This is a genomic window from Glutamicibacter sp. NPDC127525, from assembly GCF_042672105.1.
GTDB lineage: Bacteria > Actinomycetota > Actinomycetes > Actinomycetales > Micrococcaceae > Glutamicibacter.
This window is the reverse complement of sequence record NZ_JBHXVN010000006.1, coordinates 135,674-157,006: the sequence shown is the minus strand read 5'-3', so window position 1 is coordinate 157,006 and position 21,333 is coordinate 135,674. Positions and strand designations below refer to the sequence as shown.

Genomic DNA, 21,333 nt, shown 5'->3' with positions numbered 1-21,333 from the left:
ATGGGTGACGATCGCTGCGCTAATCAAAGTATGCAGGCAACTACCGACATTTAGGAACGTCCGGAATCTCCGACAGTCGGTCGCTGCTGATACCTCGCTCAGGCTTTATGTCAAGACAATTCAAAGAACAAGCTCGTTGGCACGCATTCCTCCCCCCTATCTCTCCACTGGAGTCACGGTTGCCAGGTTGGTAACCACAGTGGTGTCCTTACCAGGGCTCTGCAGGCGTACGTCCACGCGCATGGTCCACGAGCAGGCCCCCGGTTGCAGGACGGTGACGAGGCATAGGGCCAGTCAGGGACCATGTTGGGTTACCCGTTGCGGGCGTAGATGTGGCAGAACACCCGGTCCGGGGCGCACACTGCGTCAGGGCGCAGCCAGTTGGACAAGTCCACTGCCAATACGGTCTGCACGCTGCCGTTTTGCAGAGAAAAGGTGGGGACAGGCATCGTGATGACCAGCTTTCGCAGCTGCTCGGTCTCGATCTGCCCGTGGTTGATCGCATCGTAGAGGACTCCGTAGCCGCGGCGGTGCTCGGGCTCCAACGACAGGTAGGCCAGATCGGTGACTTTGCCCTGCGCGCACTACAGCATGTCGGTCAGTTCAAACAGCGTATCGGCCCGTGCGGTAAGGCAGCGGTAGTAACCTTGGCGGAACTCCCTGAATTGTTCCGTACCATCGGTAGATTGCGTGCGGCTCGGATGGTCGTGCATACTCTTGACTAGGATCCTTCTTCCCTGCTTCGTTTTGATAATTCAAAGCATCGGAACCAAGGGCCGATTTAGTATGCAGGACACTCCGCGGAACCCCGGACAATCAACGTTTCCCCGGGGCAAGGATAAATCTCAAGCTAAGGTGTCGATGGAGCGCCATCCCGACCCGCCAGGCAATATATGCGTAGAACGCAAGATTTCTGGAAACCGAGTTACACCGCCTTTAGCAGTCACCTTACCTCGTTCGGTATCATCGTTAGTGTTGGCCTGTCTGGGTCATTGAGCAGGGAGCACCAAAGCGGCTGAGCCTTGGCTGATCGTAGCCAACATCACTGGGCACCTCGGAGCCCCCAAAGGCGCGGTGTACACCTGAATTACCGGGTAGCGCATGACCGCCCATCGGGTCAGATGCCACTTGAAGTTCCAACCCAGTGAGATCGAGAATTGGGCGTACGAGATCGGTGGCCAGTGGCCAAGAGCTCGCACCCTCGGTGTCGGTGGTTGCTTCTACAATCATGACAACGACAAGCATGTGGAAGGCTGAAGATGAACCGGAGAGACTCCCAGAACTTGGTGAAGTCCAAGCAGCGCGTTGCCGATCACGGCGAAGTGTTCACGCCGGACTGGATGGTCGAGGACATGCTTGATCTCGTCAAGCACGAGTCTGCGCGGATCGACTCTCGCGTGCTCGAACCTGCTTGTGGCTCCGGAAACTTCCTCGTCCCGGTCCTGGCCCGCAAGCTCGTCACGGTCCAGCTTCGTCACGGCAAGAACGACTTCGAGAAGCGCCACTATGCACTATTCGCGCTCATGTGCACGTACGGCATCGAACTCCTCGCAGACAACGCCGAAGAGTGCCGCGACAATCTGGCCGAGCTCTTCAACACGTTTTTGGGCATCAACAACGATGACCAATGGGCGCAAGCTGCACGCGCGGTCCTAGCCGTGAACATCGTCCGAGGCGATGCCTTGACAATGACCGTGCCAGGCGGCCAACCGATCACCTTTGCTGAGTGGGGCTACCTCGGCAAGGGGAAGTTCCAGAGGCGCGACTTCCGTTACGACGACCTCACCCAGCGTGCCTCCTACGAGGGAACCCTGTTCGGCGAACTCGACGACGACGACCTATTCGTCCCCTCGCAGACCTATCCGACGATGACCTTTGGTCAGATCGCTGAGGCCGGCGCGTGACCCCTGCACCATTCACTCTTCGAGGCCACAACCCGGATGTCCTGACCTGCATCGCGAACCTCTCGAACGATGAGGTCTTCACCCCGCCAGAGTTCGCGAACCAGATGCTCGACACGCTTGCCGCCGCGTGGGCGGATGCCAACGATGGCGAAAACATCTGGGCCAACCCGACTGTCACGTTCCTTGATCCGTTCACCAAGTCCGGTGTGTTTCTTCGTGAAATCGTACGTCGGCTTACCGACGGCTTGATCTTGACGATCCCCGACCTCGCCGAGCGCGTAGATCACGTCCTCACCCGTCAAGTGTTCGGCATTGGAATCACGCAACTTACCGCGCTGCTCGCACGCCGGAGCGTCTACTGCTCGAAGTTTGCCAACGGCCCGCACTCAATCGCTAGGTCATTCACGACCGAGGACGGCAACATCTGGTTCGAGCGGACCGAGCACACCTGGGGCGCTGGTAAGCGCGAGTTTCGCGCCGATCCCGTCACTAGCGAAGATATCAAGGTCTACACCAACCGCAAGTGTGTCTACTGCGGGGCGGGCGAGGACGACTACGCCCGTGGCGACGACCTTGAGACTCACGCCTACGCCTTCATCCATACCGACGACATCAAAGCCCGTATCGCGGAGCTGTTCGGAGACAACATGCAGTTCGACGTCATCATCGGCAACCCTCCCTACCAGCTCAGTGACGGTGGCTACGGAACATCCGCTGCACCGATCTACCAGATGTTCGTAGACAAGGCGCTTGGACTCGACCCCCGCTTCGCCGTCTTTGTCACGCCGTCGCGCTGGTTTACAGGTGGCAAGGGCCTCGGTGAGTACCGCAAGCGGATGCTCTCCGATCACCGCATGCACGACATCGTCGACTACCCGAAGCTATATGAGGCCTTCCCGGGCGTGAAAATCAGAGGTGGTGTCTCGTACTTCCTTTGGGATCGTGAGTATGACGGACCTTGCGCCATCCAGACAATGTGGGATGGTCAGCCAGTGGGTGAACGGACAACTCGGTTCCTCGATGCCTACGATGTCCTGGTTCGACGCAACGAAGCTGTTCCAATCTTAGAGAAGGTCCGCGCGAAGCGAGAGCCAACGCTCGATACTCGCGTGTCTACCGGCAAGCCATTCGGTCTGCGCACCTTCTTTCATGGCAAGCCAGCCGCAAGCGGCCTGAAAGACCCGGTGCAGCTATTCGGTTCCCGCAAGATCACGTGGGTCGCCCGAAGTGAAATTCCGCTGAGCGACGGGTGGATTGACCAGTGGAAGGTCCTGATGACTGCTGTGCAGGGCACGAGCGCTGCGGTCGAGACGAAATTCCTCTCCATGCCAATCATTGCTGGTCCAGGCACGGCTTGCACGGAAACATACCTTGTCGCTGGAAGGTTTGATGCGAAGGAGGAAGCGACGCGGTACTCCGCGTACCTGCGCACCCGATTTGTTCGCTTCCTTGTGTCGCTCCGTAAATCCACTCAGCACGCCACCCGGGATGTGTACGCGTTTGTCCCAGATGTTCCACTTGACCGAGACTGGACGGATGCACTCCTCTACGAGCGATACGAATTGACCGACGACGAGATCTTCTTCATCGAATCCCAGGTCGCTCCACATGACGACACTCTCTTCGAGGAAGAGGGTTCCGACGATAGCGATGAGTAAGAGAATTGATGAGCTTCTCCCAAAGAAGCCCGAAGCGAGACTGCGCATCTACGCATGGTCGCCGAACGACCCACCAGTCGGCTACGCGGGGCTTCTCAAGGTAGGCCAGACGACGAAGACGGACGTGAACGCGCGCATCCGCGAGTCGCAGGGGCAGATGCAGCAGGCCTACACGCTGCACGTTGATGAACTCGCCGAACGTGACGACGGGTCGCTGTTCCGTGATTCTGATGTGCGTCAAAGGCTGATCGACAAGGGCTTTGAGAACCCGGTCTTCGGCTCAGCGCGAGAGTGGATGCGGTGCACCGCGGACGATGTACGCACGGTGATCACCGAGCTACGCACCGGCGTCAAACTCAGCGGCACCCATCATGAGACTTTCCCGATGCGTCCGGAGCAGGTCAGCGCAGTCGAGAAGACACAAGGCTACTTCGAGTCGATCTGGTCCGAGGATTCTCACGCAGTACCGCGGTACCTGTGGAACGCCAAGATGCGCTTCGGGAAGACCTTCGCCTCCTATCAGCTCTCGAAGCGGCTCGGGGCGAAGAGGGTCCTCGTGGTGACCTTCAAGCCCGCCGTTGAGGACGCCTGGCAGACTGATCTGGAGTCGCACGCCGACTTCGACGGCTGGCAGTACTTCTCCTCAGCGACCGGGGGTAGCCCGGACGATGCCGACAAGACCCGTCCGCTGGTCTACTTCGGATCGTTCCAGGACCTGCTCGGGCGGGACCGGAAAACCGGGCTCATCAAGGCGAAGAATGAGTGGGTCCACACCACCAACTGGGACCTCGTGATCTTCGACGAGTACCACTTCGGTGCTTGGCGAGAGTCCGCAAAGGAGCTGTTCGAGGGCGAGGACGAGAAAGTCAAGCAGAAAGAACTTGCCGCCGAGTACAACGACGGCCTCGTGGCCTTCGATGAAGAGCTTGACGAGCTCGGCAATGACGAGGACGACTTCCTGCCGATCACCACTCGCGCCTACTTATACCTGTCTGGCACGCCGTTCAAGGCGCTGGCAACCGGTGAGTTCATCGAGGAGCAAATCTTCAACTGGACCTACACCGACGAGCAGCGTGCCAAGGCCGAGTACGCAGTCGCGCATCCGGACGCGTGGAACCCGTACGGGGCACTCCCGGAGATGCGCCTGTTCACCTACCAGATGCCTGACGAGTTGATCGCCGTCGCGAACCAGGGGGAGTTCGACGAGTTCGACCTGAACGAGTTTTTCGAGGCAAAGGGCATCGGCAAGGACACCGAGTTCACGCACAAGACCGACGTTCAGAAGTGGCTCGATCTCATCCGCGGCGCCCACCTGCCCACACAGGTCGACGCCATGCGAATTGGCACCCGCCCGCCATTCCCATACTCCGATGTTCGAGTCCTGCCATACCTGCAGCACTCGTTCTGGTTCCTGCCCAACGTTGCAGCGTGCCAGGCGATGGCGAACCTGCTCGCGGAGAAGCAGAACGTGTTCTGGCACGACTACCAGGTCCTCGTCGTCGCTGGCACCGGCGCGGGCATCGGACTAGATGCTCTTCCACCGGTGCGGGCTGCGATCGGCGACGGCCACGACACGAAGACGATCACGCTGTCGTGTGGCAAGCTCACCACGGGTGTCACAGTCAAGCAATGGTCTTCGATCCTGATGCTGCGCAACCTCAACTCGCCCGAGACCTACTTCCAGGCAGCATTCCGCGTGCAGTCACCGTGGTCGATCAAGAACCCCGACGGAGATAACCCGAGCGCCGAAGCCGTCCTCAAGCCCGTGTGTTTCGTGTTCGACTTCGCGCCAACCCGCGCGCTGCGGCAGATCGCCGACTACGGTGCAGGCCTGTCACCGGAGACCCCGAACCCGGAGCAGGCGGTTGAGGAGCTCGTGAAGTTCCTCCCCGTGTTGGCCTACGACGGGTCGAACATGACCCAGGTCGATGCCGGCGGCATCCTCGACATCGCGATGTCGGGCACGTCGGCGACGCTTCTTGCCCGCAAGTGGGAGTCCGCGATCCTCGTCAACGTCGACAACGACACCCTGCGCAAGATCATGAATACCCCGGATGCCCTGAATGCCATCATGAACATCGAAGGCTTCCGTGCGCTCGGCAACGACATCTTCGAGACCGTAGTGAACAAGAGCGACGCCGTGAAGAGGGCCAAGAAGGAGAAGCGTGACGACATCACTCCTGCGGAGAAGAAGGAACTGACAGCGGAGGAGAAGGAATACAAGTCCAAGCGGAAGCAGATACAGGACAAACTAATCAAGTTCGCCACCCGAATCCCGGCGTTCATGTACCTGACAGACTTCCGAGAGAACACCCTTCAGGACGTAATCACCAAGCTTGAACCGAGCTTGTTCCGCACCGTCACCGGGCTGACCGTCGACGATTTCCATCTGCTCGTGAATCTGGGCGTCTTCAACGCGACCCATATGAACCAGGCAGTCTTCGCCTTCCGGCGCTACGAAGACTCGTCCCTGTCCTACACCGGCCTCGAGTCGCACAAGGGGCTGCGGCACTACGGCCTCTACGACACTGTGGTCGCCATCGACGACAACGCCACCAGATAGTTTGGGTAGCATCACGGGCCAACGCCGATATCAGAGGAAAGGAACGCCACATGAGTAAGGCAGAGTACAAGGTCAGCACACTCGTTGACATGATCGAGTCCGGGGAGCTGCAACTACCTGAGATGCAGCGCCAGTACGTGTGGACGCAAGTCAAAGTTCGAGACCTACTGGACTCGCTCTACCGGGGTTATCCATCGGGTATCATCCTTGCGTGGAAGGCCCCACAAGACTCCGATGTCGAAACCCGGGCATTTGCTGTCGCTGCGAACCGGGATGATGCAGCATCCCTGCTCCTGCTTGACGGTCAGCAGAGATTGACGTCCTTGTCGTCGATACTTCGTGGCGAACCCGTGCACGTTAAGGGTCGCAAGACGCCGGTGGAGATTCTGTTCAACCTTGACCATCCTGACGAGCTGACGTTCATTACCGAGGTCAACGAGGATGTGGAAAGCGATGACGACCTTGGCGGCGATGATGAGGCAGACCTCGATCCGAAGGAGCGGGTCAACAAGCGGGCTTTCCACGTGTGGAATAAGGCGATCGGCTCTCTGCCGAACTGGGTCAAGGTGACTGATGTTTTTTCCAAGACAGATGCGGAGCTCTTCACGTCAGCGGGCGTCACTGGTTTCGACGATCCCCGCTATGCGCGCTATTCAGAACGCTTGAAACAACTACGCAGCGTCAGAGACTACGTGTACCGCGCCGAGATTCTGGAGCGGGAGAAGTCCTACGAGGAAGTAACCGAGATTTTCGTCCGCGTGAATTCACTCGGTGCGAAACTCCGTGGCTCGGATCTGGCTCTGGCCCAGATCACTGCCCGTTGGAAGGGTTCGTTGAGTCTGTTCACTCAGTACCAGAATCGCGTGCGCGACCTTGGGTTCGACCTAGATCTAGGCGTTCACCTGCGCGCATTGATAGCCGTGATTACCGGGCAGTCGAAGTTCTTGACCGTGGGTTCACTAAGCAAGGACCGCCTCGAACAGGGGTGGGCAAGAACTCAGCGAGTGTTCGACTTCGCGGTCGATTTCGTGGTGAAGAACCTTCACATCAACAGCCGCACGCTGCTGTCCTCACCGCTGTTGCTGATCACGACGGCGTACTGGGCCGACCGTCGCGACCTGCGCATTGACCCAGAAGAGGCCGCTGCCTTTCGCACCTGGTTCTTGATCGCGAACGCAAAGGGACGATACTCCCGTGGCTCGTCGGAATCGGTGCTCGATCAAGATCTGGCAATCCTTCGCAATGGCGCTGGTGCCGCCGAGTTGCTGCAGCGCCTCGAGCAGCAGTTCGGCCGCCTTGACTTCATGCCCAACGACCTCGTCGGACGCAACACCCGCAGCGGCATCTTCAAGACCATGTTTCTGTTGTTTGCCGAGCAGGGCGCAGAGGACTGGGCCACTTCGCTGCACATCAGCCCCAAGCATGCGAACAGTGCGGATAAGATCGAGTTCCATCACATCTTCCCGAAGGCATACCTCAGACGGGAACGGCGAGACCTAAATGATTCGGAGATCAACGATATTGCGAACTACGCTTTTATCGGATCGCAAACGAACAAGCAGATTAGCGACAAGACTCCAACCACATACCGAGCGAACTACCCGGCCGAGCGGATGGAAGCACAACTCGTGTACTTCGATTCCTGGGGCGCCGACGCTGGCGAGTTCGAGGGGTTCATAGGTGAGCGCCGCGATGCGATCGCGGCGGCACTGAACGCTTTCGTCGGCCTTGGAAAAGAAGCCTCGATGCTCGCTAAGCACGACCTGCATCCTGTCACCAGCCCGGCGGACTAACTGCAGCCGCTGATATTGTCGAGGATTCCCGGGCTGCGATAGCGCAGTACGCCACCGCAGTGATCGTTGCCACGGACCGACGAATGGGACGTCTGATTGACAGATAGGTATTAGCGCGAGGTCCCGCCGAGTCCGGCAAACAGTTTCTTGCGACACCGTGGCAAGAATTTACCTGGTCGCACATCCGTGAACTTCTCCCGCTCAAGTCGGACGAAGCGAGGGCGTTCTGCGCGACAGAGGTGGCGGCGAAGCACCTCGGGTGCTGACCAAGGCTTTAACGATCTAAATGTGAGTGTGTAGATGGCAACATACAGGCGCAAAGGTCATATGCGGCGAGGTAAAAATGGGAGACTGCATTATGTATCGTCCCATAATGTCAAACGTGGCAGCGGAGGGCGTTATAAAGCTTTGAATTCGCGTCCGTTGTATTTCCGCGATATGCAGCCGAGGGTGAAATTGCCGAGCGTTGATTTGTGGGCGCGCCGGTTAGGGCTTGTTGCGTGGCCAGTCTCTAGTGAGACCCGCAATGCCAAATGTCCTGTTTGCGGGGCATCAGTTTGGTTCTTTCGGGATAGAAACGGTGGCTGCGCCTATTTTGATGCGCTGGGCAAACCGTGGCCTAAACACCCTTGCATCGAATTTGCCAGAAGTGAACTTTCTGGTCAAAAGTCGATGTTGGAGACGAGATCAACGGCACAATACTGGACAGACGACCGGGTGCTTGATAATTGGCCTGTCGACGTCACTTCTCCGAATGCACGCTGCCCCACGTGCGATGTTCCCATGCTTCTGTTTAAAGACAAGGCAGGCAGAAAAGCGTTCTTCAACGTCGGAGTAGGTCAGTTATCGGGCCACTCTTGTGTCAACGAGGGAACTAGTTCGGAACTTTTGCATCATGCTGCGGTGTTGACTTCGAGATTTGGGTTGTCGTCAGTAGAGTCAATTATCGAGGAGATCGCGAATAACCAAGAACGCGAGTTGATGGATCCAGCGCTGCATAAGACCATAGTGGCTGGACCGAGTCCTTGGGATGGAAATGCCGAATCGACTAGTCAGACGTTGGGATGCGGGATCTGCGCTGCGGTGTTTTCGCTGGTCTTGCTAATAATTGTCTTGATCGCTTCATTTTAGACTTGATTGAGAGAATCTTGCGATAAAAAGAATTCGCAACTCGCCGAAAATCTGGTCACCCAGGGAAGGATGCGTCCGCGCGGACAGGAAGAAAACGACAAGATGAAAGTCGACGGCCGGTGGGATCGCGCTCACCAGGGGCAGGCAACGGCCCAGGTTCCTGAGGACCTGCAACGTGCGCTGGATGCCGAGCCGGCGGCCCAGGCTGCTTATGAGGCGCTGAAGTCCCAGCCGCGCCATCACATTCTCCACCAATTGATGATCGCCAAGACGAAGAAAACCAGAGCTGCTCGTATTGCCCGTTTCATCGCCCAGTTGAACGAGGAAGCTGGAGAATCCGATAGCAGGTGAGCACCATTTCCGCTAGTCAATCAAGGATAATCTTCCGCTGGGACTGCGCTCCCCGAGCGCTTCGTGCTGCGGTAGACTCCGGAATGACGTCGGGTAATCGGCGCCTGGACCATGGCGGTTCCGGTACCGCCGAAGGGAGAATTTCATGCAGCTTGAGAACAAGGTCGTCATTGTCACCGGTGGCGCATCCGGCATTGGCGGAGCAATCTCGCGAGTCCTGGCTCGCCGCGGAGCCAAGGTCGTGGATGTGGATCTGAATGCCGAGGCCGGTACCGCGCTGGCAGAAGAATTCGGCGACTCGGTGATCTTCATCGCCGGCGATGTCAGCAAGCAGGAAACCGCAGATGCTGCAGTAGCCGCAGCCGTGGAGAACTTCGGCGGACTGAACGGCCTGGTGAACAACGCCCACGCTTCGCGCCAGGCACCGTTCACCGATCTGGACCAGGCTGCCTGGGATCTGTCCTTCAACACCGGCTTCGTAGCAACCCGCCAGTTCATGCTCGCCGCCTACCCGCACCTGAAGGACAATGGCGGCTCGATTGTGAACTTCGGCTCCGGCTCGGCCATGGTCGGCCAGCCGACCCAGGCCGCCTACGCTTCGGCCAAGGAAGCCATCCGCGGCCTGTCCCGCGTGACCGCCAACGAATGGGCCGCCGACAACATCCGCGTCAACGTGGTCTCCCCCATGGCGCTGACCGACGGCGTCAAGGCCTGGAGCGAGGCCTTCCCGGACCTGTACAACCAGTCGCTGGCCAAGGTGCCGCTGGGCCGCTTCGGCGATCCGGAAGCCGACGTCGCACCGGTGGTTGCTTTCCTGCTCTCGGATGACGCCAAGTACGTCACTGGCCAGACCCTCATGGCAGATGGCGGCGCCAACAAGCTCTACTAGTCTCCGGAGCTCTTTCCTGCACTCCAAGTCCGGGATATTGCCCCGGGCTCTGGATTGCTCTAGCGCCCTCCGACTAACGCTTTCGCGCCCGCATCCCCATGTGCACGATGTCGATTATTGACTACTCTCGGTGGGGTCGCCAATGGCTCTGACTGACAGGGGCAAAGCCTGGAGCCAGGCTTTCCCAGAACTGTACGAGCAGTCGTTGGCCAAGGTCCTGCTAACTGTAGTTCCCCGGGACATTGTTGATACTAGAGAATGAAGAAAACCTCCGGCAGGATGCGGGTTACCGCATTCACCATCGTGCACGGGGGTCTTCATGTCCCACGGAGCTACAGCGCCTGGCCTCGCCACCATGAGCATCGTCGGCCCCACACCGGGAACAGTGGCCTTGCTCCGTCAGATCGTTTCACAACCCCACGGGGAACGGCGTCAAGACCAGTGCGGCCTGCAGTTCCTTGGCTGCCTGTGCCGGGTCGGCGGCGGAGTAGATGGCACCGCCGGCCACGGCTACCTGCGCGCCGGACTTCTGGACGTCGGCGATCGTGCTGATACTGACACCTCCAGCCACCGAGAACGGCACCTGGGATGCCGTGCCTGCGCTCAGCAGCACATCCAAGTCGTAGCCTGGCTGCGCCTGCTCGTCCAGGCCCGCATGGAATTCGACGAATTGGACACCCAGCGCAGCAACCTCCCGGGCACGGGCTGGCTTGTCAGCGATGCCGATCAGATCCACGACGATGCCCTTGCCGCGCTCGGTGGCGGCCTTGACCGCGCCGGAGATCGTGGAATTGTCGGCGGCCCCGAGAATGGAGACCAGATCCGCGCCAGCGGCGAAGGCGATATCCGCTTCCAGTTCCCCGGCGTCCATGGTCTTCATATCCGCGAAGACGGTCTTGTCCGGGTGGGCCTGCTTGATGGCGGTGATCACCGACAGCCCTTCGGCCTTGATCAGTGGGGTGCCCAGCTCGATGATGTCGACATACGGGGCGACTTTTCCAGCCAGCTCCAGCGCTTCGGCAGTGCTGAGCAGATCGATGACAACTTGGATTTTCATGATGTTCCCTTTCCGGGGCTATTGATGGTGGGTTGATACTGGCGCCAAGGCGCCGGTCTACTCCAGATTCGCGTGGCGCTGCCACAGCTGCTGCGCGGTGGCGTCTTCCGCGCTCCAGAGCGCGTGGAACACGATTTCGGTGATCAGGAACAGCGCCTGCTCGAACTGGCTGCCGGAGTATTGGCGGGTGATGGACGATCCGTGGTCAGTTTTCCCGGCGGCCGGGACTTCCACGAGAACGTGAGCGGCCGACCCGATGGGGCTGGATGGATCGGTGGTGATGGCCGCGATCCGGGCACCGACCCGCTGGGCGGTGCGGACGCTCTGGACCACGCCCGTGTTGGTTCCGGATCCGGATGCCACGAGCAGCAGGTCCCCGTCGGCGATGGCCGGCGTGTTGACATCCCCGGAGACGGCCGGAGACTGGAGGGTTTCGACGTACCCGATCACGGGAAATGGCGCCAATGGCTCCAGCCCCGGCCGCAATCCACCGGATAAGCAATGGCAGGAATCATCCCGACGGACGGTCGAGGCTCTAGCAACTACTGGCAACGAGGTGCAGGATAGGTTGCATGGATCCTCAAGATGCTTTGATTCTTCCTGATGTCACCGCTTGGCGCGCTTGGCTCGACGAGCACGAAGAAACCAGCGATGGCGTTTGGCTGGTAGTGGCAAAGAAGGGAACGACTTCCCCAACCTCGCTCACTGTCGCACAAGCCTTGCCCGAGGCGCTCTGCAGCGGATGGATCGATGCCATCCGCCTCAAACGCGATGAGACGACCTTCCTCCAGCGCTACACTCCCCGCCGAAAGACCTCTGTCTGGTCACAGAAAAACACTGAATTCGCCCAAGAATTGATCGACCAAGGACGCATGCGTCCACGGGGCTTCGCGGAAATCGAGAAAGCCAAGGAAGATGGACGGTGGGAGCGTGCCTACCAGGGCCAGGCGACCGCCCAGGTTCCTCCAGATCTGCAAGAAGCGCTGGATCGCTCGACCGTGGCGGCCAAGAACTTTGCTGCTTTGAAATCCCAACCGCGCTATCACATACTGCATCAGCTGATGATCGCCCGAACAGAGAAAACGAGAACTGCCCGCTTGGCACGGTTCATTGCAGAACTTGAGCAGGATACAGATGGCTGATCCTTGGTCCGGTACAGCACTACGCGGACGATGCTGCTGAGCGCTAGCTTCTGGAACGGTAAATCGCTTCGGTGATCATTGCTCCAGCTTGCAGGATCGCTGCCGCGAGAATAAGCAGCGCCGCTGCAGTCGCTCCTCCAAGAATCAGCATGATTACTCCGACAAGGCCCAAGGTCCACGCGATGAACATTGTTCCTGTAGTCATACCCAGTCCGGCCTGTTGAGTTTTCTTCACACTCTGAGTCATATCGCCAGTTTAGACGGAGGGCCAAGTTCTCAGGAAAATGATTCCGTGAACTGCTCCGCTTTCTAAATCAGGTTGGACACGGAACTGATCATTTCATTCAGCACCTTGGTACGGTGGAATTCAAAGCCCGGGCCACCCCGGCAATATCTCATCTCAAGATTGGATTCATGGTTTGCGTGTATTAGTTCCGTGGCAGAGCTTGGTCGACAGCATGCAGGTTCCCGGGGTCGAACCCGTCTTGTGGAATATCAATGATGGCGAGCCGCCAGCAGCCGACGTCCTTGTTACCGAGCGACCGCTGGATCCATCGCACCGAACGCGGGTGGGCAGAATTGCTGGATTGAAGCACGTCCATCTGCTATCCATCGGCTACGAATGGGTGCTGGATCATTTGCCCGAGGATGTGGCGCTTTCAAACTCCAAGGGCGCGGTTGAAGACTCAACTGCGGAGCATTGCCTGGCATTGATTCTTGCTTCACTGCGCGAACTTCCCAGGGCTTATCTGCTCCAGAAGGAAGAATCCTGGTCGCGGCTTTGGACCTCATCACTGCACGGATCGAATGTTGTAGTACTTGGCGTTGGAGGCGTGGGCACAGCCATTATCGAACGACTCAAGCCATTCAAGCCTGCACAGATCACGGGAGTTGCCAGCAGCTCGCGCACCCTTAACTGCGAGATCGACGTTGTCTCCTTTGAAAACGTGCATCAACTATTGCCATCAGCGGATATAGTCATCTGCGCTTTGCCCCACACGCCCCAAACCCAAGGACTGATTAACAAGGAGTTCATGGATCGGATGCGCGACGGTGCTCTATTGGTCAATGTTGGGCGAGGACCAATCATTGCCACGGCAGCTCTGATTAAAGAGCTGGAGTCCGGGCGACTGCGTGCCGCATTGGACGTTACCGACCCAGAACCGCTGCCTGTTGGCCACGCACTGTGGAACGCCCCGGGATGCATCATCACCCCGCATATGGCTGGTGATACAGGACAGTTCGTGGAATTGGTTTCAGAACTAGCAATTCGACAGGTTCAGTTGCTTTCTTCGGGTCGGACACCACTGAATCTCGTTCGCTGATCTTATTGCCCTCATTAGGCGCCTTATTTCAGTAGGAACCCGCGGATAGGATTGGTGGTAGAGGCAGTTCCGCTAAAGAACTCGCATGACAATCCCGTGGTATCTCGCGACCTTTCGCCTAGGCTAGTTCATACGATGGAAACTAGAGCACAGACGCATCAAACTGGCGGCCGCGACCGCGCTATCTTCGAGCGGAATCGCACCGGTGAAGATGAGTTCCGCATTGATATTGAGCGCATCCGCTTCTCCCCATATTTCTCCCGCTTGTCCTCGGTGACGCAGGTGATTCCCCAGGCTGGTTCAGGGACCTTGGTCCATAACCGCTTGACCCATTCGCTCAAGGTCTCCGCTGTGGCGCGTTCCATCGCGATCAGCCTCAGAAGGAGTGACGAACCGACTAGGCGACTTATCTCCGATTTGGGAGGGTGCGACCCGGTAGTCGTCCAGGCGGCGGCAGCGGCCCACGATCTGGGCCACCCGCCCTTCGGCCATCTGGGAGAGCAGGAACTCGACCGGGTTGCCCGCGATACCTTGGGGCTTCCTGATGGATTCGAAGGCAACGCGCAGACCTTCCGGATCCTCACCGCCCTCGATAGCTGCGATGCCACACCGCGTGGCATGAACCTGACTCGCGCGGTTCGCGCGGCTGTGCTCAAATACCCCTGGACGCGCAATGAATGGCGCAGCCAGGCCCCGGTCGCTCCGGAGCTGCTCCCCCGCGGCGTCGGTGCGAATCCGGCTGCTGGCGCCATGAAGTATTCGGCCTACGATATCGAGGCCGTGGAAATGGACGATGTCCTTTCGGTCTTCCCGGGCATCGGAAAATACCAGCAGACGCTGGAAAGCTCGGTTATGGATATCGCAGACGATATCGCCTACGCGGTTCATGACCTCGATGATTTCTATCGAGCCGGCATTCTGCAATACACCAGCGTCTCCGCTGAACTGCGAGCGTGGCTGGACAACTCCGTCCGCTTCCAAGCCCTGAAGGCTCCAGAACTGGACCAACGGCAGCCGGGCCATGCACTGGAAATTACGTGGCGCCATGTCCTGGCCAAGGATCCCTGGATTGCCAATCCTGAAGCATTCCGCGCCTCGGTGCAACGGGTCGGCCATGACCTCGTCGATGGCTTGCTCGCGGTTCCCTACGACGGCGGCCTGCAGGCAGACCGCGCGGTTACCGCCTTCACGCGGCGATGGATTGACCGCTTGCAGGAATCCATCACCGTTGAACGCACGCCTAATGTGCGCAGCGGCCATATCCGCTTGAGCGATGAAGCGTGGCATGACGTCGTAGTACTCAAGTTCGTCCATGCCCGCTTCGTCTTGGATCGTTCAGACCTGGCGGTATACCAGCGCGGGCAAACGCGAATTATCCGTTCCCTGGCAGAAGGCTTCAACACCTGGCTCAATGATCCGGAGGATGCAGGGCGTGCACCGCGACGGTTGCTGGACTCGGTGGAAGCTACCACCGAGGAATACCGCCAGCTGCGCGAGAGCACCCCAGAGCTGTTCTCGCAGTCCGGCCCGCAAGAGATCCAAAGGCTGGGCCAAGCCCGGGCCATCGTCGATTACATTGCTTCCTTCACCGATGCTCAAGCCGTCTCGCTGAATTCGCTGCTAACCGGCACCTCGGACAATCTCTGGGAAGCCGGGCGGGGGCTGTAGGATGATCGTCGTTCGGACGCTGAATCCTGTCATCCGGACGGGAATGCAGCTCAGGAATAGGCTAGCGGTTGCAATACTGTGACGATGACGCGAGCGAACCGGAACACCGTCAGCAGCCACGCATTGTGTCATGCTCTCGCCCCTGCTACCGCGCAGCATCAGCCTTGACGAAGCACGCCAGCGCCGACGAGCATCCGCCCCCAGAGAAGCACCGTGGCGGTAGAGGTGACCCTGGGGCGCTAAGTCCCATGAAGATCAGTGGTCTGGTGCTCCCGTCTGTGGCTCCCCAGACAATCTGGAACAGGCGACCTTTCTCTGCCCACGTAGGGAGGGGACGTGAATCGTGGAGTGGGAAATCAGCATGTCCGTCATTGCGGCCACCAAGGTCGCCGCCGCGGGAACCGCTAGGCCCCGGCCGAGGTCTTGGGTTGCGGGGCATGGCCGTCCAACTTCATTGCCAACGGCAATACTAGAGCAGTGAAGCTCCCGTGAACGCGCACCGTGCTCCTCCTGACCTGCTCCTGCGATTCGGATTGATCATCGCTTCGGTTTCTTCTGCTTCCTTTCGGCGACTAATGAAATCAGCGGCTTTGCCACGGTGCCAACCCGAGCCAAGGTGGTGCGCCTTCGCCACAGCCAGCTGACGAGCGACGGCGCATGGAGCCAAGCCTGCGGCAGTAAAACCGTGGCAATTGGATGGCGGCCGCTCACGCCTTTTCGCCGGGGCGATGTGACACGATGTGTCACCGACTGAAAAGTGCACCTCCTTGAACGATGAAGAAGCACGTGAACATATCGCGACAACTGCTAGTTGGCGATGCACGTCCTATCCGGACTAGTCGTCCAACGGTCTACCCGACCTACACACGAACAGGTCCAGGGTGCCCAACTGCGGGAACCAAACCGATCTTTCTATATCTGCAATTACCGACGTATCAAGAGGACACGGGCGACGCGTTTGAACAGTAGGAGATCGACTTAACACTCGTCCACACTGCTGAGAGCTGATGGACGAGTACATTAGCAACCATTAAGCAATGCCTTCGACCGTCAAGACTCGAAAAGGGTGACCTAAGCTCAACGCTCATACTCGGGCAAGTTAAAATCCCGGCTTTAGTTTTCTGGAATGTTGATCGAACAATCAAGATTACTACGCAATACATCGAGTGCATCGCTGACTGTTAAACAGCATGTGTTCGATTTCGTTCTCGTCAGGACTCCACAGATGCACCGCCTCCTGCAACGGCCGGAGCCAAACGGGTAAGGAGAATCAAGGAATTACTTGACGATGTAGAGACAGACTATACGAGTGAACGCCAACAGGTGCCTAAACGGCAACTTGCCGGGACCGGATTCCTTCATGGCGGCATGTGCCACTTTGGGTGGATGCAGGTTCCCAGAGTGACGGCAGCGACGGTACCTACTGGAATCAGGTCGGTACCTCACCCCGTGGATCATCAGGCTACGATGGCTGCCTCAGATGTGATGCGGAAGTGCAAGAGTTTGGTCCAAATTGGCGGTGTTGGAAAGAAAGATAAGGATTCACTACGGATTCGTGTGCGTACGACCAGAATGGTGTTATCCGACGTAGTGTACATGCCCCTTTCAAGGGATTCTCAGACAAATACGACCGCTCGGGGTAACATCAGAGACACACAGAGTCGAGGTGCAGTTTGTTTTTGAAGACATTTAGAGTCGAAAACTTTCGACGTCTGAAAAGCGTCCGAGTGGATCTAGAAGAAACAGAGTCCATTTTTGTTGGAGCAAACAACAGCGGGAAGACTTCAGCGACCCAAATATTTCGCTTGTTCTTAAATCCCAGCAAGCATAAATTTCGAGTCTTCGACTTTAGCGCGGATTGCTGGAACGCATTAAACGCCATTGACCCTAACTCCGCAGATGCTGCCGACGACTTGCCACATATAGTACTCGATCTATGGTTCGAAGTTGATGATCTAAACCTCCATCGCGTATTGGGAATTCTGCCTAGTCTCGACTGGAATGGTAAGCCCGTTGGCATACGCTTGTCTTACCAACCACGAGATCCAGCCCGGTTGCTCGCAAACTATGTTGAGTCACAGGTGATTAATGATGACGGTGGGGACAAAAACGCCAAGTCGATGTGGCCGACAGATCTAACTGACTACCTTCAGCGAACTCTGACTCAGGAATACGAAATCAAGTACTCCGTTCTCGATGCCGCGAAGTGCGACTCGGATGGTGTGCCTGCCGGGGACTATCGGCCATTCCGCATCGAGTCCGCAAAAGACGGCGAAGGACTAGTCAGTTCGTTAATCCGCGTGGACTTTCTTGATGCGCAACGCCATCTTTCTGATTCGAGTGGACCTGGTCGCCACGAGGATCTGTCAACCCGACTTAGTCGCTTCTACGAGCGAAACCTCGAGAAGCACGAGCTCGACCTGACGACGGTGAATGCAATCGCCAATTCTGAGCAGTCACTCAACACGCACTTTGCCGAAGTTTTCAAACCTACGCTTGAGAGCCTTAAGAGGTTGGGCTACCCCGGTCTCGCGAATCCTGATCTGATCGTCAAAGCGACCCTCGATGCACAAAGTATTTTGAGTTCGAATGCACGGGTTCATTATGCGCTACCGACCGCTGATGGTACTCCGGGGGAACCATCAGCAATGACGTTGCCTGACCAGTACAACGGACTCGGATTGAAAAACCTCATATACATGGTTGTGGAGATCCTTGATTTTCACCAACGGTGGATTGATGATGAAGCACAACGGCCACCAGTGCACCTGATCATGATTGAAGAACCGGAAGCACACTTGCACGCTCAATTACAGCAAGTGTTCGTGAATCAAATCTTTGATCTCGTCAAAAGCGATCACCAGGCGTTCCATTCACAACTGGTTATTACAACGCATTCTTCACACGTTCTCTACGAAAGCGGTTTCAAGCCGATTAGATACTTCTCTCGCAAGTCGAAGGGCGCGTCTGCGCTCCGTACTGAAGTGAAGGATCTGTCGACGTTCTATGACACCGAGGAAGAGCCAACGCGAAATTTCCTTCAGCGGTATCTGAAATTGACACATTGTGATCTTTTCTTTTCAGACGGCGTCGTACTCGTCGAGGGAAACGTCGAAAGACTACTATTACCGCTCATTATTGAGAAGGATGTAAAAGACCTACGGAGATGCCATCTCACCATCCTCGAAGTTGGAGGAGCCTTTGCTCATAAGTTTGAAAAGCTAGTCGCTTTTCTTGAGATACCGACTTTGGTAATCACCGACATCGACAGCACTGCGCCAAGAACGCCAGGCAAGACCAAGGCTGAAGATGATGAAAACGTTGAAAATGCGGATGAGATTCCATCGACGCAACAACCTGGAAAATCATGCATCACGACCTTCGAGGGTGCCATAACCAGTAATGAGACACTGAGGCAATGGTTGCCAAAAGTCACCGTAGTTTCTGAACTTCTTGATCTCCCAGATTCTGCAAAAGTCCCAGACGACGATTGCGTGCGCGTCGCCTATCAAACTCGTCAACTAACATCATGGAACAATGTCGAGGAGCCGCTCGCAGGTCGAACGCTCGAAGAAGCATTCGCGTTACAGAACCTTGAGTGGTCGCAACATTCCGATCAGACGGATCTCGGTCTCAAAATCCGCAAATCGGAAGACCTCGATCTCAGCGCGATTCACGAAAAGATTTTCAAGAAGGTGAATTCGAAGGCTTTTGACAAAACAAGGTTTGCGCTAGAACTAATTGCCAGAAGTGATCAAGCATGGACTTCTCCGACTTACATAGTTGACGGACTACTTTGGCTCCATCGACGCCTCGTCCCGAAGATGAATCTGCTAGAACTGCCGAATACAACGGAGGTTGGCGAATGACCTCCCGTGTGGACAAACCTGACACTGACGCTGACGAGGCTATCCGTGCGGCTTTAGATCAAGAAGTGCGACCAGCATTTGTCGTCGTCGCGGGCGCGGGCTCAGGGAAAACGACGTCGCTCGTGAAAGCTCTTGCCCATGTAGTGGCCAAGCAAGGACATGAGCTCAGGGCTCGAACACAACAAGTGGCTTGTATCACTTACACCGATGTAGCCGCGCGCGAAATTCACACCGACGTCGGCAACGATCCCTTAGTGATGGTCTCTACCATCCATAGCTTTCTCTGGACTTTGGTCAAACCATTTCAAACGGACATCAAGCAGTGGGTCACTGCGCATATCGAGAGTAAAATAAACGATCTTGAAGTGAAGATCGCGAATTACGGGCCGCGAGTTCAGGCCAAGACGAAGGAGAAGGATGCCGCCACGCTATCGAAGTATCGGTCTCAGCGTGCAAGCGTCTTTAAGGTTTCTCGATTCGTTTATAGCACTGGTAGCGACTACGGCAACGGGATACTTGGTCACGAAGACGTGGTGGCCCTGGTACCCGAACTCCTCATGACTCGACCTCTTCTAACCAAGATTGCATCTAGGAAGTTCCCATTCATCTTCGTTGACGAAAGCCAGGACACCTTTCCTAACGTCGTGGAGTGTCTGAAGCATATTCACTCATCATCAGACGGCACGGTCAGCCTTGGTTTCTTCGGTGATCCGATGCAACAGATTTATCAGCGAGGAGCGGGTGCAATCGAGCTGGAAGAAGGGTGGATTCAGGTCCCAAAACCAGAAAACTTCCGGAGTTCGAATCGAGTACTCGAAATTGTGAATGCTGTCCGCGCAGACGGCGATTCACTCGTGCAGACACCTGGGCGATCGCAAGAAAAACAGGACGAAGGAGAAGTGTTCTTCTTCGTCCTTCCTGCAGACGCCGACCGAACAATCAATCTCGAACGTGCGCGTGAATGGCTCGACAACAATGGGGCCGGTGCGTGTTGGACACAAAGCAATCCGGACGACGAGACGAAGATTCTGACAATCATGCATCGGATGGCTGCACGTCGGCTTGGCTTCGAGAACCTGTATGCAGCATTCAACGACAATAAATCGAATCTTGGCGAAGACTTTACCGAGGGAAAAGCATGGCCGCTCCGTGCTTTCGATCAGGTAGTACTACCAATCATCGACGCGGAATCTGGCGATGAAGGTAAAGCTATTGACGCGATCCGCAAACATGGCGTGTTACTAGCTGAGGACCTACCTCCGTCTTCGGTAAAGGCAGCACTCGCAAAGGGGCAGGATGCTGCTCGCCAACTACGACAAATTGCTAAGGAAGACGCCGCAGGCTCGATTGGAACTGCTCTGACTTTGGCAGCCTCTGAAGGTTTACTCAAACCCGACCCTCGCCTCGCTGTTTTTTTGAATCCAGACGACGATCATATCGATGTGGAGATATCTGATTCGACTTGTTCGGTCCTTTCCGACATGGTGAAGTGCAGGATCAGCGAGGTCCGAAACTACCGCAAATATGTCGAGCTCAGCTCACCTTATTCGACTCAGCACGGCACAAAAGGTTCGGAATTCGACAAAGTCATCGTTGTCATAGATGACGAAGAAGGACGACCATACAATCTCTACTCGTACGAGAAGTATCTCGGACTTAAAGAGCTATCAAACACGGATCTCCAGAATCAAGCCGAAGGATCGACTTCGGTCGTCGATCGTACGCGTCGCTTGTTCTATGTTTGCGTTTCACGCGCCGAAAAATCTCTAGCAGTCGTAATGTTCACCGAGGATGCAGAAAGAGCCAAACAGATGCTGCACGACTCAGGCCTGACCGGTTCAGCCCCAATTCTAACGCTGGCTGATCTCTAGCCTCCGCAAAATAGCAGCAGAGGCCGATAGTGGTTTGCCACAACGATGACTTGCGATTGGCTTTCAGCCAACAACTTGCCCATGCCCTTTTCAGATTCTCTGCTGTCCACTG

At 56.9% G+C, this 21,333-nt stretch carries 16 protein-coding genes; 12 read left to right on the top strand and 4 right to left on the bottom strand.

Features of this window, described 5'->3' with window-relative positions:
* Positions 1 to 311: 311 nt before the first annotated feature.
* A complete protein-coding gene (locus ACFVHU_RS14880; RefSeq protein WP_388025077.1) occupies positions 312 to 545 on the bottom strand; it encodes a transposase in 234 nt (77 codons plus the stop codon).
* Between the two features lie 714 nt (positions 546 to 1,259).
* Between ACFVHU_RS14880 and ACFVHU_RS14875 the strand changes: the two genes are divergently transcribed.
* From ACFVHU_RS14875 to ACFVHU_RS14845, 7 genes are all read left to right on the top strand, one after another.
* Complete coding sequence (locus ACFVHU_RS14875) at positions 1,260 to 1,904, top strand: N-6 DNA methylase (RefSeq protein WP_388025075.1); 645 nt, start codon at positions 1,260 to 1,262, stop codon at positions 1,902 to 1,904.
* Entirely contained in the window at positions 1,901 to 3,562 is a 1,662-nt protein-coding gene (locus ACFVHU_RS14870) for an Eco57I restriction-modification methylase domain-containing protein (RefSeq protein WP_388025073.1), read from the top strand. The genes ACFVHU_RS14875 and ACFVHU_RS14870 overlap by 4 nt, the downstream gene beginning before the upstream one ends.
* Complete coding sequence (locus ACFVHU_RS14865) at positions 3,555 to 6,125, top strand: DEAD/DEAH box helicase family protein (protein WP_388025071.1); 2,571 nt, start codon at positions 3,555 to 3,557, stop codon at positions 6,123 to 6,125. Before ACFVHU_RS14870 ends, ACFVHU_RS14865 begins: the two co-directional genes overlap by 8 nt.
* Before the next feature lie 50 nt (positions 6,126 to 6,175).
* Positions 6,176 to 7,918, top strand: a complete 1,743-nt coding sequence (locus ACFVHU_RS14860; protein ID WP_388025069.1) for a DUF262 domain-containing protein — start codon at positions 6,176 to 6,178, stop codon at positions 7,916 to 7,918.
* Between the two features lie 300 nt (positions 7,919 to 8,218).
* Entirely contained in the window at positions 8,219 to 9,049 is an 831-nt protein-coding gene (locus ACFVHU_RS14855; RefSeq protein WP_388025067.1) for a hypothetical protein, read from the top strand.
* Positions 9,050 to 9,118: 69 nt separating this feature from the next.
* The gene (locus ACFVHU_RS14850; protein ID WP_388025065.1) at positions 9,119 to 9,400 is read left to right on the top strand and encodes a YdeI family protein; all 282 of its coding nucleotides are present in this window, start codon (positions 9,119 to 9,121) and stop codon (positions 9,398 to 9,400) included.
* A gap of 145 nt (positions 9,401 to 9,545) precedes the next feature.
* Complete coding sequence (locus ACFVHU_RS14845; RefSeq protein WP_388025064.1) at positions 9,546 to 10,289, top strand: SDR family NAD(P)-dependent oxidoreductase; 744 nt, start codon at positions 9,546 to 9,548, stop codon at positions 10,287 to 10,289.
* A gap of 409 nt (positions 10,290 to 10,698) precedes the next feature.
* Here the strand turns inward: ACFVHU_RS14845 and hxlA are convergent, their stop codons facing one another.
* Positions 10,699 to 11,346: a 3-hexulose-6-phosphate synthase gene (gene hxlA / locus ACFVHU_RS14840; RefSeq protein ID WP_388025062.1), complete on the bottom strand. Its 648-nt coding sequence runs from the start codon at positions 11,344 to 11,346 to the stop codon at positions 10,699 to 10,701.
* A gap of 57 nt (positions 11,347 to 11,403) precedes the next feature.
* Complete coding sequence (locus ACFVHU_RS14835; RefSeq protein ID WP_388025060.1) at positions 11,404 to 11,796, bottom strand: SIS domain-containing protein; 393 nt, start codon at positions 11,794 to 11,796, stop codon at positions 11,404 to 11,406.
* A gap of 122 nt (positions 11,797 to 11,918) precedes the next feature.
* On the opposite strand from ACFVHU_RS14835, the gene ACFVHU_RS14830 reads away from it, so the two are divergent.
* Positions 11,919 to 12,488, top strand: coding sequence for a YdeI family protein (locus tag ACFVHU_RS14830; protein ID WP_388025058.1), 570 nt, complete (start codon positions 11,919 to 11,921; stop codon positions 12,486 to 12,488).
* A gap of 43 nt (positions 12,489 to 12,531) precedes the next feature.
* On the opposite strand, the gene ACFVHU_RS14825 is transcribed toward ACFVHU_RS14830, so the two are convergent.
* Positions 12,532 to 12,693 (bottom strand): hypothetical protein, encoded by a 162-nt coding sequence (locus ACFVHU_RS14825; RefSeq protein ID WP_388025056.1) that lies wholly within the window; start codon positions 12,691 to 12,693, stop codon positions 12,532 to 12,534.
* A 421-nt stretch (positions 12,694 to 13,114) separates the two neighbouring features.
* Between ACFVHU_RS14825 and ACFVHU_RS14820 the strand changes: the two genes are divergently transcribed.
* From ACFVHU_RS14820 to ACFVHU_RS14805, 4 genes are all read left to right on the top strand, one after another.
* Positions 13,115 to 13,813, top strand: coding sequence for an NAD(P)-dependent oxidoreductase (locus ACFVHU_RS14820; RefSeq protein ID WP_388025055.1), 699 nt, complete (start codon positions 13,115 to 13,117; stop codon positions 13,811 to 13,813).
* 135 nt (positions 13,814 to 13,948) lie between these two features.
* Positions 13,949 to 15,481 carry a deoxyguanosinetriphosphate triphosphohydrolase family protein gene (locus ACFVHU_RS14815; RefSeq protein WP_388025053.1) on the top strand — a complete coding sequence of 511 codons (1,533 nt, stop codon included), beginning with the start codon at positions 13,949 to 13,951 and terminating at the stop codon, positions 15,479 to 15,481.
* A 1,673-nt stretch (positions 15,482 to 17,154) separates the two neighbouring features.
* Positions 17,155 to 19,350: an ATP-dependent endonuclease gene (locus ACFVHU_RS14810; RefSeq protein ID WP_388025052.1), complete on the top strand. Its 2,196-nt coding sequence runs from the start codon at positions 17,155 to 17,157 to the stop codon at positions 19,348 to 19,350.
* Entirely contained in the window at positions 19,347 to 21,221 is a 1,875-nt protein-coding gene (locus ACFVHU_RS14805) for a UvrD-helicase domain-containing protein (protein ID WP_388025050.1), read from the top strand. The genes ACFVHU_RS14810 and ACFVHU_RS14805 overlap by 4 nt, the downstream gene beginning before the upstream one ends.
* The last annotated feature ends 112 nt before the right edge of the window (positions 21,222 to 21,333 follow it).